The sequence below is a fragment of the Paenibacillus sp. 01T442 genome (assembly GCF_056398345.1).
This window is the reverse complement of sequence record NZ_JBFTPF010000009.1, coordinates 39,126-55,355: the sequence shown is the minus strand read 5'-3', so window position 1 is coordinate 55,355 and position 16,230 is coordinate 39,126. Positions and strand designations below refer to the sequence as shown.

General features: G+C 44.9%; 17 protein-coding genes. 5 read left to right on the top strand and 12 right to left on the bottom strand.

Translation table 11 applies throughout. From position 1 onward, the window contains the following. Window positions 1-30: 30 nt before the first annotated feature. The 7 genes from AC1DLM_RS10500 to AC1DLM_RS10470 form a co-directional block, all read right to left on the bottom strand. Window positions 31-783 carry an amino acid ABC transporter ATP-binding protein gene (locus tag AC1DLM_RS10500; protein ID WP_441986895.1) on the bottom strand — a complete coding sequence of 251 codons (753 nt, stop codon included), beginning with the start codon at window positions 781-783 and terminating at the stop codon, window positions 31-33. Further along, a complete protein-coding gene (locus AC1DLM_RS10495) occupies window positions 780-1,490 on the bottom strand; it encodes an amino acid ABC transporter permease (RefSeq protein ID WP_441986896.1) in 711 nt (236 codons plus the stop codon). The genes AC1DLM_RS10500 and AC1DLM_RS10495 overlap by 4 nt, the downstream gene beginning before the upstream one ends. Continuing rightward, a complete protein-coding gene (locus AC1DLM_RS10490; protein WP_441986897.1) occupies window positions 1,487-2,263 on the bottom strand; it encodes an amino acid ABC transporter permease in 777 nt (258 codons plus the stop codon). The genes AC1DLM_RS10495 and AC1DLM_RS10490 overlap by 4 nt, the downstream gene beginning before the upstream one ends. A gap of 40 nt (window positions 2,264-2,303) precedes the next feature. Further along, on the bottom strand, window positions 2,304-3,185 hold the full coding sequence (locus AC1DLM_RS10485) for a transporter substrate-binding domain-containing protein (protein ID WP_477569918.1): 882 nt from the start codon (window positions 3,183-3,185) through the stop codon (window positions 2,304-2,306). 137 nt (window positions 3,186-3,322) lie between these two features. Next, window positions 3,323-4,219: a LysR substrate-binding domain-containing protein gene (locus AC1DLM_RS10480; RefSeq protein WP_441986899.1), complete on the bottom strand. Its 897-nt coding sequence runs from the start codon at window positions 4,217-4,219 to the stop codon at window positions 3,323-3,325. 165 nt (window positions 4,220-4,384) lie between these two features. Then, window positions 4,385-6,055: a DUF4091 domain-containing protein gene (locus AC1DLM_RS10475; RefSeq protein WP_477569917.1), complete on the bottom strand. Its 1,671-nt coding sequence runs from the start codon at window positions 6,053-6,055 to the stop codon at window positions 4,385-4,387. A 39-nt stretch (window positions 6,056-6,094) separates the two neighbouring features. Further along, entirely contained in the window at window positions 6,095-7,228 is a 1,134-nt protein-coding gene (locus AC1DLM_RS10470) for a Gfo/Idh/MocA family protein (protein WP_441986901.1), read from the bottom strand. 146 nt (window positions 7,229-7,374) lie between these two features. Between AC1DLM_RS10470 and AC1DLM_RS10465 the strand changes: the two genes are divergently transcribed. Further along, on the top strand, window positions 7,375-8,271 hold the full coding sequence (locus tag AC1DLM_RS10465) for a helix-turn-helix domain-containing protein (protein WP_441986902.1): 897 nt from the start codon (window positions 7,375-7,377) through the stop codon (window positions 8,269-8,271). An 83-nt stretch (window positions 8,272-8,354) separates the two neighbouring features. Here the strand turns inward: AC1DLM_RS10465 and AC1DLM_RS10460 are convergent, their stop codons facing one another. Both AC1DLM_RS10460 and AC1DLM_RS10455 read right to left on the bottom strand, forming a co-directional pair. After that, on the bottom strand, window positions 8,355-8,789 hold the full coding sequence (locus AC1DLM_RS10460) for a GNAT family N-acetyltransferase (RefSeq protein ID WP_441986903.1): 435 nt from the start codon (window positions 8,787-8,789) through the stop codon (window positions 8,355-8,357). Between the two features lie 84 nt (window positions 8,790-8,873). Continuing rightward, window positions 8,874-10,199 carry an MFS transporter gene (locus AC1DLM_RS10455; protein ID WP_441986904.1) on the bottom strand — a complete coding sequence of 442 codons (1,326 nt, stop codon included), beginning with the start codon at window positions 10,197-10,199 and terminating at the stop codon, window positions 8,874-8,876. Window positions 10,200-10,383: 184 nt separating this feature from the next. Here AC1DLM_RS10455 and AC1DLM_RS10450 point away from each other — a divergent pair, with 184 nt between their 5' ends. From AC1DLM_RS10450 to AC1DLM_RS10435, 4 genes are all read left to right on the top strand, one after another. Then, entirely contained in the window at window positions 10,384-11,148 is a 765-nt protein-coding gene (locus AC1DLM_RS10450) for a sulfite exporter TauE/SafE family protein (protein WP_441986905.1), read from the top strand. 209 nt (window positions 11,149-11,357) lie between these two features. Continuing rightward, window positions 11,358-11,759 carry an aspartate 1-decarboxylase gene (panD, locus tag AC1DLM_RS10445; protein ID WP_441986906.1) on the top strand — a complete coding sequence of 134 codons (402 nt, stop codon included), beginning with the start codon at window positions 11,358-11,360 and terminating at the stop codon, window positions 11,757-11,759. Then, window positions 11,752-12,498, top strand: coding sequence for a YheC/YheD family protein (locus AC1DLM_RS10440; RefSeq protein WP_441986907.1), 747 nt, complete (start codon window positions 11,752-11,754; stop codon window positions 12,496-12,498). The genes panD and AC1DLM_RS10440 overlap by 8 nt, the downstream gene beginning before the upstream one ends. A 34-nt stretch (window positions 12,499-12,532) precedes the next feature. Further along, complete coding sequence (locus AC1DLM_RS10435) at window positions 12,533-13,774, top strand: threonine synthase (protein WP_441986908.1); 1,242 nt, start codon at window positions 12,533-12,535, stop codon at window positions 13,772-13,774. A gap of 321 nt (window positions 13,775-14,095) precedes the next feature. On the opposite strand, the gene AC1DLM_RS10430 is transcribed toward AC1DLM_RS10435, so the two are convergent. From AC1DLM_RS10430 to AC1DLM_RS10420, 3 genes are all read right to left on the bottom strand, one after another. Next, a complete protein-coding gene (locus AC1DLM_RS10430; RefSeq protein ID WP_441986909.1) occupies window positions 14,096-14,497 on the bottom strand; it encodes a hypothetical protein in 402 nt (133 codons plus the stop codon). A gap of 88 nt (window positions 14,498-14,585) precedes the next feature. Then, window positions 14,586-15,215, bottom strand: coding sequence for a hypothetical protein (locus AC1DLM_RS10425; protein ID WP_056614876.1), 630 nt, complete (start codon window positions 15,213-15,215; stop codon window positions 14,586-14,588). A 108-nt stretch (window positions 15,216-15,323) separates the two neighbouring features. Next, the gene (locus AC1DLM_RS10420; protein ID WP_441986910.1) at window positions 15,324-16,190 is read right to left on the bottom strand and encodes an EamA family transporter; all 867 of its coding nucleotides are present in this window, start codon (window positions 16,188-16,190) and stop codon (window positions 15,324-15,326) included. Window positions 16,191-16,230: the final 40 nt, after the last annotated feature.

Sequence of the window (16,230 nt, the reverse complement as noted above, 5' to 3'; positions counted from 1 at the left end):
CTACACTCCGTTTCCATAACTGAGTTGATGCTATATGTTGTAGCTCCATTCAGGCGTAATGCGCTTCAGGAATTGTTTCGTACGCTCTTCTTTGGCATTGCCGAAAATATCCCTCGGTTTGCCTTCCTCCACAATGACACCTTCATCCATAAAGACCACATGATTGGCCACTTCTCTGGCAAAGCCCATTTCATGGGTGACGATAATCATCGTGATACCTTCCTTCGCAATCTTCTGGATCACGTCCAGCACTTCACCAACAAGTTCAGGATCGAGTGCGGATGTCGGTTCATCGAATAAAATGACTTCAGGATTCAGTGCCAGCGCACGTGCAATACCTACACGTTGTTGCTGTCCGCCGGATAGTTGACTTGGATATGCGTCTAACTTGCTTCCCAACCCCACTTTCTCCAACACTTTTACACTGGTCTCTCTCGCTATGTCTTTCGATTGCTTTTGCACAATGACAAGGCCTTCCATGACGTTTTCGAGGACCGTTTTATGCTTGAACAAATTGTAATGTTGGAACACCATGGCCGTTTTTTGCCTGAGCGTATGAATCTCACCTTTGCTGGGACGCTTGCAATTCACGGTGAAATCCCCGATTCTCACTTCACCAAGACTCGGCTTTTCCAAATAGTTCAAGCAACGGAGCAGCGTTGTTTTACCTGAACCGCTGGGGCCAAGAATACAGACGACTTCTCCTTTTTGCAAGGTAAGGTTGATCCCTTTCAGCACTTCGTTTTTACCAAACGATTTGGTGATATTCGTCAGTTGAATCATGACACGCCACCTCGGTTATACAGATTGATTCGTTTCTCTAGTAAGCCTGTGGCTCGTTCGATCAAGAAGGTGATCCCCCAGAACAGCAAGGCTGCTGCAATGTACGCTTCGAAAAATTTCCAATTCGTCGTTGCGACAATTTGTGCTTTGGCGTTGATTTCCACTACAGATACGGTAAAAGCCAGTGTGGAACCGTGCAGCATGCCAATCAACGTATTGGATAAGTTCGGTAAACTTACGGCTAATGCTTGTGGCAAAATAATTCGTCGTAATGCCTGTGTCGTCGTCATCCCGATTGAATAAGCAGCTTCCATCTGCCCTCGATTAATCGCCACGATTCCCGATCTGACTACCTCCGAAAGGTAAGCACCAGCAGTGATGGAGAAGGAGAGAAAGGCAAAGCCGATCATAGGTATAGACACAGAACGGAAACTCCAACCGAAAGCAACCGCAATCGAGTCAATGATCATCGGCAATCCGAAATAGATAAGCAGCAGATGCATAAGCATCGGTGTACCTCGAACAAATGTCACATAAGCTGTTGCGATATAATGAATATAAGGCACGCGGTATAGTCGGATTAAGGCTACGGAAGCACCTATTAGAAATCCAAAAAAGACAGAAACTACGGTAATAAGCAGTGTAGTAGGCAGTGCAGAAAGCAATTGAACAAAAGCCGTCCATATGAATCCAGGATCGATACTCATGCTTGGAAGCCCCCTTTATCCGGCTGCGAGGACCATACACCTTTGAACCATCGGCGCGATAATGGTTGACGTTCTTCCGTCACAAGCGGTTGCTCGTGTTGGAGCAAACGTTTCTCGATATAGATAAACAGCTTTTCTAGTCCAAAGCAGATCACGAAGTAAATGATGGATAACGAAATGTACGTTTCCATAAAATGCTGTGTGGCCGCTCCGAGCGTTTGTGCTTTCCCCATCAATTCCATTGCACCAAGCGAGAAGGCCAATGAGGTATCTTTCAAGTTGGCAATCAACAGGTTCGTAAAGTTGGGCAGCGAAATCGCAAGTGCCTGCGGCATAATAATGCGGGTAAATGCTTGGTAGCCCGTCATGCCTACAGAATAGGCAGCTTCTACTTGCCCTTTGTCTACAGCTTTGACTGCTGCACGGATGACCTCAGAAATATAAGCGCCAGAGTGTAAAGCAAATGTGAGAATAACAAATGATAAGACTGGGGCTTTGGAGACATCCACATGGATCGCCTTCAGCAGTTCAGGTAAGCCGTAATAGATCAGAAATAACTGGATCAGAATCGGTGTTCCGCGAAAAAAGGAAACATAGATCTGAGATAGTCTTTGCACGATCGGTATTTGATAAAGCCGGGGCAATGCAATGAGAAATCCAAAGACGACCCCGAGCACCATCGAGCAAGCTACGATGAAAAGGCTAATATGGATGTAATTCAGCAATTTAGGCAGGAAATCAAATACATAGGTGATATCGAATTGGGTTGCCATGATGGTGATCTCACCTTTCTTAGAATCATGGAATGCTTAGCTATTTCGCATCATCTTTCTTGGTATAGCCTCCGCCTAACCACTGTGTACTCAACTTCGAGAGCGTACCATCTGCTTTGACGGCTTTTAAAGCAGTGTCAATTTTGTCCGCAAGCTCTTGCCCATCTTTATCATTTTTGCGGAATAAGAAACGTACTTCAGCTTCTTCAATGATCGGTCCAACTACTTTTAATTTACTTTGCGGATCTACGAGTGGAAGCAAGAAATCCGCTCCAAGTGCTCCATCTGCACGTCCGGTTGTAAGCTGGGTGACCAAGTCGTTGGCTGCGCCACTCTGATAAACAATTTTGATCGCATTGTCATTGGCTTTGTTATAGTTCTCCAGCAATGTTGCCTCTGCACTTGTAGCCGTCGTTAATGCTTTCTTGCCTTTCAAATCATCGATCGATTTCACGGTCGTGTTATCTTTGGCTACAATAACTTTGGTTTTCCAATACGCATAGGGTTCGTTATTGAACAAATATTTCTGCTCACGCTCTTTGTTCTTCTCAATTTCGTGTGCAACAAAATCAATTTTGTTCGTTTCCAAGCTAAGCAGCAGATTAGCGAAGTCCATTGTTTTAAACTCGAACTCGTATTCTGGCAACCGCTTATCGATTTCTTTCACTAATTCAATATCGTATCCTGTTAGTTTTCCGTCCTTATCGAGAAAGGCTACATTCGGAAATTGTGTCCCAGTGCCTACGATGATTTTCTTTACTTTCACAGGTGCAGCCGTTGCTGCCGTTGAGGCTACTGGCGCTTTTGATGCATCGGCAGCTCCTCTAGAAGAAGCATTCGTTGTCTCGCTTTTCGCACCGCAGCCTGCCGCTACCAAAGCTAATGCTAATGTTGTAACCGTAAGTGTTGTGAAATGTCTCATTGTGAACCCCTCCGATTTTCTCATGTATTTAATCCTTATAATTCCTACTTGTTTTGTATGAATTATTACTATGCCTTTAATTTATCATCAAGTTGTCGAACTGGATAATAGAGTTTTTCTATATGCATATCGAGAAGTTAGATCGTATCCCGAATCGACTGAGCGATTCCTTTACATAATTCTAAAGCAGAGTTGAAAAATAAGGTGTTCTCACCATTTAACACGATCATGTTGGTTTGCAGGGAAATACCTGCAATTTCCGGAAACTGAATCGGGAACAGCTTCCCCTCCTTGACTTCCTGTTCGACGCATAGACTAGGAAGAAACGCAATACCCACACGTCCAAGTACTAATTTCTTCGCCGTCTCCAACGTATCCGTCTGAAATTCAATGTTCGGCGGTTGCTTCATACTCGCGAATAGGCGGTGTATTCGCATCCAATCGAGTGATCCGCATTCAAAGAAAACAAGGGGATATTCACCTATTTCATCAATAGTAATGGCTTCGTTACCTATAAAGGGATGGCCTTCGTAGACATAAAGGTGAATAGGATCTTCATACGCTTTGGCTGAAAGTAGATTCGGGTGACTAATGTTTCGTACAAATCCGAAATCAAGCTCTCGATTCAGCACCTTATTAATGATCTCCTCGGACGAAGCCGTAGTCAGCTTATAGTTCACATCTGGATATTTCATTTTGAGCTTTGGAATAATGGTTGGCATGATATAGTTCGAAACGGATACGGTACAACCTACACGCAACTCGTTTGGCAGGGTACGTTTCTGCTTCAATTGAATTTTACTTTTCTGAAAAGTTTGCAAGAGTTGTTGGGCATACGGCAGAAATTTCTTCCCATCATCCGTCAACGAAATCTGCTTCCCAATCCGCTCAAAAAGTCGGCAATCCAGTTCACGCTCTAGGGATTGTATGCGTGCTGTGACGGATGGCTGGGATAAAAAAAGCACTTCCGCCGCTTTGTTAAAGCTGCCATAATGAATAACATAGACGAAGGCTTCGATATTCTCAATGTTCAATTTGAAACCCTCCTTTCAGCAATCTTCCGTAAACTTATTATTCCGATTAACTAACTTGGTTTTATGTTGGTATAACTATAGATCAACACCTAAAATGTGTCAATACCAAAAAAAGCTGATCTCCCTTTCTTACTGGGAGCAGCTTTTTTCATGTTTCAACCCTATTCAACTGTTCGATTCAATCGCCTGATTAATTCGCTCTCGTATCTCGAGCATCCATTCCGTGCTGCGCGGATACACGGAGAATGTGAGTGGCTCTGACAATTCTTCTTCAATTAAGGCAACAGTTCGTTCCTTACCGATCATCGTCTCGAGCAATTGTAAAGCTCTCAAATCCTGCAGCGCTTCATGAAATACTTCCAACCGAATCGACTCAATTGGCCCCGCTTCACCTGGATAAACGAGGAAGCTGTCTCCTGAAGGAAACCCGTGTAAAGCATCAGTCACTTTGAAAGGGTCCAATGGTTTTATGGAATATTGGGAGTAGTAGAAGTTATAGCCCCAATGTAGAAACCCTTGTATGCCAAACTTGTACAACTGCAAACCAATGATTCTATTGCGTGCAGACGGCATGTTAAAGAAGCGGTTCGACACCTCTTTGAACTGTGAACAGCAATAATAAGTCCACAAATCAGGGACGCCTGCCTGGAGGAAAGGCTCGATATGATTGTTCGATGGGATCGGCTTCTGGACGATGCCTTGCTCGTAGAAGGAGATCTCCGTCAGTGCGTCGATAATCGGGTAATCCGAAGGAAGGAGCTTCTGAACGAGATCACTCGCTTTTTTATACGACGCCAAGTGTTCCTTAGTAGGCTCATCTGACACATGGAAATAACTGCAAGACGCGATGCCCAGACGACGAATGGCCCGATCAAGTTCTGGTATGAGTTGTCCCAGGAAATGAGCGTAAGCTTCCCCGGTGGCATCTGTATCCCAACCAAAAATCCGGTGTTCTACACCACCAATACTCGCTATAATCTTCGGTGTATGTTTAGCCCCCCATTGGGTGAACAGATGCGAGAATTCAAAGTACTCGACACCTTTCTCCTGACAAAGTGCAACCCAACGCTCTAACTTTGTGAACTCAAAAGCATACGTCGTGCTGATATCGATTTTACTTCCACCAACACAGACATCGATTAACTGCACGGTTGGGCGCTCACCCCCAATTACGGTATCCAGCGGTGGGGTAAAGATCGGCGTCAGAATCATATTGATACCATGTTTGACGGCAGTTTCTAGAAACTGCCCTATGCGTGACCAGTGCTCCTCACTGAATACATCAATGTTGTAATGTGTCGCAAGGCAATCCGTGTGAAACCATTCCGTATGGATGAGTTTTTGCTTCGGAAGTGTTGCTGAGAGTACAGTGAGTTCCAACACTTCTTCACTTAGCTTCTCTCCTTCTGGCGAAAGGAAACCTACATGCACGTTATACGTACCCGCAAGAACAGAGGAATCTAATTCAACGTGAATCCAGACAGATCTCCATTGGCCAGGAAGTGCGGTTACGGTTGAATCCTCAAGAGGATACAAGGGATCGGGATACAACCCCGCCGTCGTCCGCAGAACATGCCCATCATGGTCCGCATAGCAAGGCATTTCAGAAGGAACGAGACCCACAGCACGAATTGTAAAAGGAATCCCCAGTGTCGAATAGACCTCTACACCGATGTTTTTCAATAGTTGATTAGAAGTAAAAGCAATTTGGAAACCAAAGTGCTCTCCTCTTAGTACCGATGCTTGTTTGTAAGATGCTTCTTGTGGAGCTTCATCTGCAAATACTTTGGATAACGAGCTCAAGCAAATGGTTTGAAAAGTAGCCTTGGGGTTCATGTGCATATCCTCCACCGTTTAAAATTTCAAATGGGTTACTTAATCCCAATTTAACGCTTGGAACGTCCCGGTTCGTGCAGACTCTTGCGCTTTGATACACATCAGAGCGCTCATCAATCCATCATCAAGCGTCGAGATGGAACTAGCCGTCCCCTTCATAATTTCAGTGAAATTCCGAGCCAGCTTCTCATCACCGCCAAAATGATTACTCCCAGCCCCGATCTCATAGGTCTCCACCCTTGCTGTATGATGCATATGCACTTTGACAATACCTGTGTAGAAATCAAAATCTACCGTACCTTTGTACCCCATAAATCGTGCTCCACGTGCAGCAGCACCTTTTCGAATAAAGAAGTTTTGCGAATAGGACATATGCATACCGCTTTCATATTGGAACAGGGCACTGCCTGAATCTTCATTCCCTGTATCTTTGGCGTAGCAACAATACTGCCATGTTGGATCTAACTGTTCAGACGTGTTGACTGTGCTCTCCAAGCAGGTGCGATTATCTTCACAATCGACACATTTGAGCCCCGCGGATTTATTTCCTTTGAAAATTTGCTTGGATGTCATCGCACAGACAGTGATTGGTCTCTGCCCTAGTACAGCTTGTATATAATCAAGATCGTGCGTTGCTTTTTGGAGGAAAAGCCCTCCTGTTTCTTGCTCGTTTCGGTACCAGCTTTGAAAATAAACACGGCCATAAGGTACATTATTTATCGCTTGTACATGTTCTACCGTACCGATTTTACCCGATTCAATGATTTCCTTAACCAACTCCACGATGGAGGTTACTCGTAATGGGAAGGATACCACGACAGGCGATTTAGATGCCTCGTAACCTTGTTTCAAACGAAGAAGATCTTCATAGTTCGTAGCTACTGGCTTTTCGATATAAAGAGGTAGATCATGTTGTAACACTTTCAACCCCATTGTTGTATGCAGATTACAGCGAGTGCCAATCATGGCCCCATCTAGCTGCTCCGTCTCCAACATTTGTTCCGGTGTATCATAGTACTTAATATGATCCCACCCTTGCTCAAGCAACTTGGCTTTAATCTGATCTTTACGTACATCAACAATCGCTTCAATTCGGCAGTCCGCATCTGCCTTCAATACTTCTTTAATCACATGCTCAATCCTATGTCCATAACCAATAACGCCTATCTTCATGCTAGCTCCCCCTCGAACTTTGCGATACCTTGATTATAAAAGATGCACCGAAGCTTTTCTTTGTCTTGAAAGCCGATTTTTTTGTTATTTCTGCTGTGTTATGATAGACATATAGGCATTGCATCGAAAGATCAGGAGTGACACCCATGACGATAAGCAAAACGAAAACGACCGAGTATCAACGGACACACTTGAAAATGAGTCTGGTCATCCAAAAAGTCATTACGATGCATTACTTCGAGTTTGGCAAGGATTATTCGTTTAATGGGGAGAAGCATGACTTCTGGGAATTTCTCTATGTCGATCGCGGCGAAGTGGAAGTTCATGCGGATGATCAGCGCTATTTACTGAAACAGGGATCTATCATTTTTCATAAACCCAATGAATTTCATAGCTTCTATGCGACCAAAGGAAAAGCGCCTAATTTGATCGTCATGACGTTTGATTGTCATTCGAAAGCTATGCAATTTTTTGAGCAAAAAGTGCTGCATTTAGAAGATGAGGAACGCAATCTCCTTGCCCAAATCGTACGCGAAGGACAACAAGCCTTCGAATTCCCATTCGGTCATCCCCTTGTACGCAGGCAAGATGCGCCTGTAGGCAGTGAACAAATGATTCAAAGCTACCTAGAAATTCTGTTGGTGCGTCTGCTACGGAAATCTGCTCAGGTAGAGGCCGATACGCCGCTCTCTACAGTTGCCAAGGAGAAGTCAGTTCATGATTTGACTAGTAGAGTCATGAGCTACATGGAAGCGCATATCGATGCTCATCTTACTCTTAACGAAATTAGCCAAGTGTTCTGTGTAGGCAAAACACAGCTCAAGGATCTTTTCAAAAAACATACGAACTATACGCTCATGGAGTACTTCGCCAAATTGAAAATCGAGCAAGCCAAAATCCTAATTCGCGAAGAATCGTATAATTTTACTGAGATATCCAGGCAACTGGGCTTCAGCTCAGTTCACTATTTCTCCAAGGCTTTTAAGAAAGCAACGTTAATGAGTCCATCCGAGTATGCAAGGACGGTCAAATCCCGCATGTAAGCACTTATCTTTCTAAAAACCAATAATCCCGAGAAGCTGCAGTTCGCAGTTCCTCGGGATTTCTCTTTGCTCGCCTATGATAATTACTCTTCGTCTTCTTCCTCAACCTCGTACGTGCACAGGAACCGCTCTACGCCCGGGTATTTCTCACCCAGACTACGAATCACGAATCCAACGTTGCGATAAAATTGTACAGCCTCTTCATCGGTTTCCACCGTAATGCGAACTGGCTGCATATCCTCAATAATTTCAAGCAACATGCCGCGTCCAAAGCCTTCTCCTCTACTCTCAGGCTCAACTGCGAGGTGGCGAAGTATCATTTCCTGCTTCTCATTCAGCTCGAAGCCGATAATGCCAACGGGTAAACCTTCCGACTCATAAGCAAATAACCATGTGTTTTCATTATTTTCATATTGGCTGAGGGCTTCTTGAAGACTATCTGGATCTGGAAACACGCTGTAGCCAAGTAATTGTTGAATATCACCTTCATGAAGGCGGGATTTCACATTCAGTAACACGTACACTCACTTCTTTCTATATTCATATAGCTCTAATTTTCCACTAATGCTTGCAGACTGTCAACTTGCGAGTATTTGAATACTCTATCCTGACAAGGCATCTTGCTTCACAGTTCGAATCGCTAAAGGTACTGCAAAAGCAACAATGCTTGCTATTAACCCATAAACGAACATCCCGTGAATCCCCGTATAGAAGACATCCGATTTTGTTACAATCGAGCCCATCACCGTGACGCTGACCGCTGTACCAATATTCCGTGCGAATAGCTGCAATGAGGTTGAAATCCCCTTCTGATGGGCCTCGACTAACTGCTGAGCACCGATCGTTGACACCGTAAACAGAAGTCCAAATGAGAGTCCGAGCATGGTTAGCGTGCTGAATACATACTCAAAAGAGGTGCCTTCACGGATGAAGAATAGTAAAACGGCTGTGACGACAAGTAAGGCATTCCCCGCTAGCAGCAACGGCTTATAACCGAAGCGTATCACCCATTTACCACTCGGGACGGCAACAACCATCCACCCAATGGATGTACCTAGGAGGGCAATACCGCTGATGAACAGAGAGTGCCCTTGATTCTGCAAAAACAACGGAATGAAACTGGACGTCCCGAAAAGCGCCGCACAACTGAGAAATGATCCGCCAATCATCAAGGCCACGGGCCGATTTCGCATCAGCGTCAGTGGAACAAGCGGGGCTGCATGCCCTTTTTCATACAAGAAGAAGGCAACAAGCAGGAGAACACCAACGACTCCATACAGATAGGTATATGAATCGACCACCGTTATGAGTAATAAAGACGAAATCCCTGCGGCAAATAAGAGTGCGCCCCAATAATCAATGACGGCTTTCTTCGGCTGATACACTTCTTTGTATGGCATCAGAGCTAGTAAGGCAATAAGGCATATCGGAATGTTCACGAAGAAAATCCAGCGCCAGTTCAAATACGTTACAAAAAATGTGCCTAATGTAGGTGCTAAAATTGCGGATAACCCCCACATGCCTGTGAAAAAAGCTTGCACCTTGCCACGCTGCTCCACCGGGTAAATATCACCGGCAATAATGGATGGGAATGGCATCATCACCCCAGCACCGATCCCTTGAATCGCTCTGAAAATAATGAGTTGCACCATGGTGTCTGCTAAACCACAGAGTACGGAACCGCCAAGAAATAGGAGAATACCCGCGGCATATATGCGTTTGCGCCCAAATAAATCCGATAAACGGCCTGCTAGAGGAGCTAGAACCGTAGATAGTACCATATAAGAGGTAAACGCCCAGGCATAGAGGCTGTTTCCACCAATGTCATTCACAATGATCGGCATCGTTGTATTGGCAATTGTCGTGTCCATAGACGCGACTAACATGGCCAGTACGATACTGACCATCACGGTAGTTCGATTACGCATGAATTGTCCTCCCTAAACTGACTTTGACACATCTATCCATTGTACCTGATTCCAGAATTGATGAATAGCAAGCGATTTACTCGGGATAGAGACGAGCTTGGAAAATTTCTCTTTACAAATGCCTTTCAGGGGAATAAAATTAATCCAATATGTTTAGTGGGTAATGAAAAGAGGACATGACAACATGACTTTGAGTATTATTCTAATGGGTGTAATTGTTGGATTTCTGGTCGGAATGACAGGTGTAGGCGGCGCTTCCTTGCTGACTCCCATATTAATTTTAATTGGCATTCATCCTTCCATTGCTGTAGGAACAGATCTTCTTTATAACTCGATCACGAAACTTTTCGGTACTGTCCAGCATTGGCGGCAGAAAACAATCGACTTTAAACTTGTGAAAATGCTTGCTATGGGTAGTATTCCAGGTGTCGTACTTGCCGTTGTATTCCTGAAATTATTTGATTCTTTCTTCGACAATCAAGAAGTAGTCATTAAGCACGCACTCGGCTATGTGTTGATTCTGGTATCCTTCGCAACGTTGTTCAAAGTATTCTTCGGACATCGGATGAAAGAGAATCGTTGGCAGCTCAAATCTTTAGAAGAGAAGCGTTGGTTGACGATTACGATTGGCGGCGTTCTTGGCTTCATTGTTGGACTAACGTCTATTGGCTCTGGCTCCTTATATGCGATTGCCATGCTCTACTTTTTCCGAATGATTCCCGTACAGCTCGTGGGCACGGATATCGCGCATGCTTTTCTACTCTCTTCGACAGCAGGAATTCTGCATGCCAGTATGGGGAATGTCAATTATTCGCTCGTTATTAATCTGCTTATCGGTTCGATCCCTGGCGTACTCATCGGCAGCATGCTCGCAACGAAAGCACCAACAACTGTACTTCGTACGATTATTGCCACCTTAGTATTAATTAGCGGTCTTAAATTAATTTGACGTTGAAGCAGAGCCCTAGGCTCTGCTTTTTTTTCTCATGGGACTCGACTTCCCTGTCGTATTCTGCGGTTGCCCAGGAAATAACCAGTTCATTTCCTGCCATCAAGTGCCCATTTTTCCATACAATAGGCTTTAACCTACACCGTGAGACTAGTCTCACTCATACCCTGTGAAGAACACCATGTGATCATAAAGGAGCGCTACTGCACATGCAGCGACTAATGTGTAAAGGGAAGATACATCGTGCGACTGTAACGGAAGCCGATTTGGATTATGTAGGCAGCATCACGATTGATGGGCTATTGATGCGCAAGGCGAATATCCACCCGTATGAAATGGTTCAAGTCACAAGTCTTCGCAATGCAACCCGCTGGAAAACGTATGCCATTCCCGCTCCAGAAGGCTGCGGCAAAATCGGATTAAACGGTCCGCCTGCCCATCTCTTCTCTCCCGGAGACCTCGTAATCATTCTCAGTATGGGACTCATGGATGAAGAGGAAATACGCGCACTCAAACCACAGGTTGTTTTCGTTGATAGTCAGAATCAACTACTTCACGTGGAAGAACATGATCTCGTCATTCAAAGGCAAGAAGAGAAAGCGAATGAGTAATCTATCCACGAGTAAATGGACGAAATATAAACTACTGCGCAAATCAAAAAAACTTCAAGCGTTTCTGCCTGAAACAGATTGGTTGAGTGAGAGCAGCTTCTGGCGCATGCTGACCAAATATGGTCAAATCATTCTAAAACCGACCGGCAGTTATGGCGGGAATGGCGTTATTCGGGTCAAAACCGTAGGAAGCTCTTCCTTTGAGGTCCATGATGGTGCCAAACGCCGAACGTACACGAAGCTAGATGAGATCAATGCATTTGTTAAGAAGAAAGCAAATAAAAACTACATCGTCCAACAACGTATCCGCCTTGCCACCAAGAATGGCCGTCCCTTTGATATGAGAGTGATGGTTCAACGACACACGAAGTCTAGTTGGCAAGTGACAGGGATGCTCGCGAAGGTGGCCGGCAAAGGCTTTATTGTCACGAATATTCGCATGAGCGGCGGTCGTGTAGTTACTGTAGAGAATGCTATCCGTGGCTCTGAGCTTAAGGACATGCAGAGTTCTGAGCTCCTTGCTCAGCTGCATGCCGTTGCACTCCGTTCAGCTGATCAGTTAGGTCCTTCCTATCGTTGGGTCAAAACGATGGGGATCGACATGGCCTTCGATAAGCAAGGACATGTTTGGATTATCGAAGTGAATTTCGCGCCTATGCTCGAATTATTTTTAAAGCTGCCTAATAAAGCTACCTTCCGTACAATCAAATCATTTCATGCACGTAGGAAACAAGCATGATCATTCCTACTAGAGACGCCGAGGAGGTCCAGATATGAAACAATGGGAGCTGCATTGCTCACGATGTTCTGCAAAACTGCCCTTCCGCTATCAAGACATGAAATGCAAATGCGGCGGCACTTTATTGGTTAACTATGATCTTGAGCATGTTGCACAAACGTTAACGAAAACATCGCTTGCGCTTAGATATCCATCTATGTGGAGATATCACGAACTGCTCCCTATTCACGATCCGTCCCATATCATTTCCCTAGGTGAAGGCTGGACACCATTGCTGCGTCTGCCAGAATGGGAAAGCAAGCTATCGCTCAAACGTTTGATGATCAAACGTGAGGAACAAAATCCAACAGGCAGCTTTAAATCACGCGGATTTTCGGTGGCGGTTTCTTTATTGAAACAAGCCGGAGCAACGAAAGCAGCAGTTCCATCGAACGGGAATGCAGCAAGCGCATTAGCTGCTTATGCAGGAAGAGCCGGCATTCAAGCGTTTGTTTTCATCCCTATGGACTGCCCCTCGCTCATTGTCGATGAATGCCCGATGTACGGAGCTACGACAGTACTCGTTGATGGCTTTATTCATGATGCTGCCGCGATCATCGAGTCAGGCCGCATCGAGCAAGGCTGGGTGAATGTCGGCACATTGAAAGAGCCCGGCCGTGTAGAAGGCAAAAAAACGATGGGACTTGAACTTGCGGAGCAATTAGGCTGGACATTCCCCGATGTGATCATCTATCCCACGGGCGGCGGTTCAGGTATTATTGGCATGTGGAAAGCATTCCTGGAGTTGAAGGAATTAGGCTTCATTGATTGCGACATGCCGAGATTCGTTTGTGTACAAGAGGAAGGCTGTCAGCCTATTGTGGATGGTATGAAGAGATCGTTGGGGGAAACACCTCCGATTGAAAGTAACACGGCTTCGCCTGTTGGAGACAGAATTATTCCCAATCCAACAGGGATGCGTGTTCCGAATCCGCCGGATTTGGAACTGCTTCTGTCGATTGTCGAGCAAAGCGGTGGAACGGCCATCGCGGTGTCCAAAGCGCAAATTTCCCAAGCCACGCATAGTTTAGGCTCGGAAGGCATTTCCTCTTCTCCCGAAGGCGCGGCCACTTGGGCAGCGATGCTTGCCCTTTGTGACCAAGGCTGGCTTCGCCCCACGGACTCCGTGGTACTTTTCAACACTTCGCATGCGATGAAATATGCAAAGCTTGGGGCGAGTGCGGCTATTCCCATCATTCGGACGTATGATGACTTTATGATTTATCGGAACTTATAGCCGGTTTGATGGTGGGTAGGAGATAGTCTATTTTTCGGACTATCTCCTCACTTTTGCCTCACTTGCTGCGATGCAAAAGTGCTATGGCTTTTTCAGTGATCAAGAATTGATAACTTCTTATCAGACTTCCACCACTTGGGCTGAGTAAGCCCTTATCCACCAATTCTCGTAATATTTTGCTACAAGTTACTCACGCAAACTGCAACCAGTGACACACTTCCTTCACACTAAATGGCTTACATGTTAAAGCAAACCTCAAAACCTCCCGCTCATAAACCGGCAACTCGTGCAACCCAGCTCCCAGCGCATTGCCGAATCTGCCTATCCATTCAAATAGATTTCTTTGGCAGAAACTCGGCTTTTTCTCAAGCTCATCCCGGCTATATGGAAAATAGGTATATCCGAGCATCGCAACACTTCGAGCACGTGCCCTTTCGAATGAGAAACGGTCTCTCGTAATTTTCTCAGCGGCGTAATGAAGCTGTCCTCCTCGAACACGATCCGCAATATAGGATGGCAGACGTCCCCATATATCTTCACACCTGACAAACTTATCATTTCATATTCGAGTTCCAACCCATCAAACGAACCCAAAACAGGCAACAGCACCTCCTTCAAAAGTATCTTCGTTCCCGTCAAATCCCTTCGCAGCATATCCAGCCTTTGTCCTTGTGCATCTCGAACTTGGTCATTCCAAAAGACCTCATACTCCTTCTCAAACAATTCAATCCCCCCTAAACAAATAAAAACGCCGCCAACTCCTACAAACAGGAGCTAGCGGCGTGTGCTTCACGCATGAATCGTTGCTATCTTATTGACCTAAATTATTTTCCTCATACAATCGATACATCGCTTGAATCAACGGTTCTGCTGGATCACGATTCAATAAATATAAAGTCATTAAGTATTGAAGCGGAAGTGCACATGTGTTATTGCCATCTTCGACAGCAACAAATCCTGCTTCAAGTACAGGACCATGTTCCTCATGAAGCTCTAGATCTACGTAAATCTTCTGTTCAGGGAACTCCTCGCGAACGGCTGCCGCACAATAAGGAACAATATGCTTGTCCAGCAGTTCTTTGGCTTCATCTTCAGATTGAGGCGGATTCGGAAGAAGGTGACTCTCTTCGCTTCTCAACAAATCAACGAAGAAAGAGGACATCCACAGTCCTGCATTTGGATTCGTTTGGAAATTTCGCATAATTTCATTCAAGAAAAATCCGCATGCTGTGGACTTTTCGTCTTTTTTGAGTGTAAAAGCAAACATTGGACCGTAGGTTGGGTTATTGCCAATTTGCCCATCCACTTCATACTCAGGGAACTGTTCTTTCACAATTTCTTGGATATGTTGAAACCATGTAATAATGACTTGGGCCTGATCACGTTCTGGATCATGTTCAATCTCTTCGGTTGCTTGTGTTTCGATATCTTTGTCTGTCATTGTGGTATAGCCTCCTGAATCATTCTTAATGGCACGAATAATTCTATTGTAACGCATTTACGCCTGTTCAGAAAGTATATGTTGTAATTTACATGCCGACATGCAATCTCAAGAGGCAACTAACTTCATCATAAGGATGCCAACCATCGCAATCGCTAAACCAGATTGTTCTAGTTTCGAGAATTTATCCTTCAAAATAAATCGCGTATACAACAGCACGATCAGTACATTCAGCGCGACAACCGCCGAAACCAATCCGGTAATTCCGTTCGCAAATCCATGAATGATAAGAATCATTCCCATGACATTTGTTATACCAACAGCCATACCAAATAGGAACGTCTTGCGTTCTGTCCAAGTACTTCTCTCTGTTTGCTGGGCAGCACCCTTCTTCTTATCTTTCCACCACCAGATGGCGAAACAAATCGTGCCTGTTGCAAACATAAAGAACAAGGTCGGAAATAAGGAAGCATGCACGAGGGTTGTCCATTTACTGGACAAGTCGTTCGCTGCAAATAAGAGGAGCGCGATCACACCCCAGCCAGCACCTTGTAAGTTACTCAACGTAATATCATTGGAATACCTAACGAATAAAATACCAATGACAATAACAACAAAAGCAAACAGCTGAAGCAAGTTCAGCCGTTCACCCCATAGGATATATGCAAATAGTACAACTACAACCGATGGCAATCCTGTCAAAATAGCAACTAAGGAAGCTTTGCCGACTGCGAAGCCTTTGAACATGCTGGCATTGGCTCCGAAGGAGAACAACCCCATTTGAATCCCAATAAGCGCCGATGTTTCCCATTCCGACTGCCACACTAGGGCACATGCTAAACTTACGACCGCACCCATTGCAAAAGTGCCACAGAGCAGTACGTTTCGATTCAGTGATTGCTGACTAGACCAATGATATAAAATTCCTCGCAGCCCAAAACAGAGAGCCGCAAGGACGGAAAATAGTAGCCACATGATGTTCTTTACCTCATTCTTTCAATTTCTTAACATGCTA

Excerpts from the sequence above, each read along its gene's own strand:
- AC1DLM_RS10495 (WP_441986896.1), bottom strand. The coding sequence starts at position 1,490 with ATGAGTATCGATCCTGGATTCATATGGACGGCTTTTGTTCAATTGCTT.
- AC1DLM_RS10490 (WP_441986897.1), bottom strand. The coding sequence starts at position 2,263 with ATGGCAACCCAATTCGATATCACCTATGTATTTGATTTCCTGCCTAAA.
- AC1DLM_RS10425 (WP_056614876.1), bottom strand. The coding sequence starts at position 15,215 with ATGACAGACAAAGATATCGAAACACAAGCAACCGAAGAGATTGAACAT.
- AC1DLM_RS10475 (WP_477569917.1), bottom strand. The coding sequence starts at position 6,055 with ATGAACCCCAAGGCTACTTTTCAAACCATTTGCTTGAGCTCGTTATCC.
- AC1DLM_RS10450 (WP_441986905.1), top strand. The coding sequence starts at position 10,384 with ATGACTTTGAGTATTATTCTAATGGGTGTAATTGTTGGATTTCTGGTC.
- AC1DLM_RS10440 (WP_441986907.1), top strand. The coding sequence starts at position 11,752 with ATGAGTAATCTATCCACGAGTAAATGGACGAAATATAAACTACTGCGC.
- panD (WP_441986906.1), top strand. The coding sequence starts at position 11,358 with ATGCAGCGACTAATGTGTAAAGGGAAGATACATCGTGCGACTGTAACG.
- AC1DLM_RS10455 (WP_441986904.1), bottom strand. The coding sequence starts at position 10,199 with ATGCGTAATCGAACTACCGTGATGGTCAGTATCGTACTGGCCATGTTA.
- AC1DLM_RS10435 (WP_441986908.1), top strand. The coding sequence starts at position 12,533 with ATGAAACAATGGGAGCTGCATTGCTCACGATGTTCTGCAAAACTGCCC.
- AC1DLM_RS10470 (WP_441986901.1), bottom strand. The coding sequence starts at position 7,228 with ATGAAGATAGGCGTTATTGGTTATGGACATAGGATTGAGCATGTGATT.
- AC1DLM_RS10465 (WP_441986902.1), top strand. The coding sequence starts at position 7,375 with ATGACGATAAGCAAAACGAAAACGACCGAGTATCAACGGACACACTTG.
- AC1DLM_RS10485 (WP_477569918.1), bottom strand. The coding sequence starts at position 3,185 with ATGAGACATTTCACAACACTTACGGTTACAACATTAGCATTAGCTTTG.
- AC1DLM_RS10420 (WP_441986910.1), bottom strand. The coding sequence starts at position 16,190 with ATGTGGCTACTATTTTCCGTCCTTGCGGCTCTCTGTTTTGGGCTGCGA.
- AC1DLM_RS10500 (WP_441986895.1), bottom strand. The coding sequence starts at position 783 with ATGATTCAACTGACGAATATCACCAAATCGTTTGGTAAAAACGAAGTG.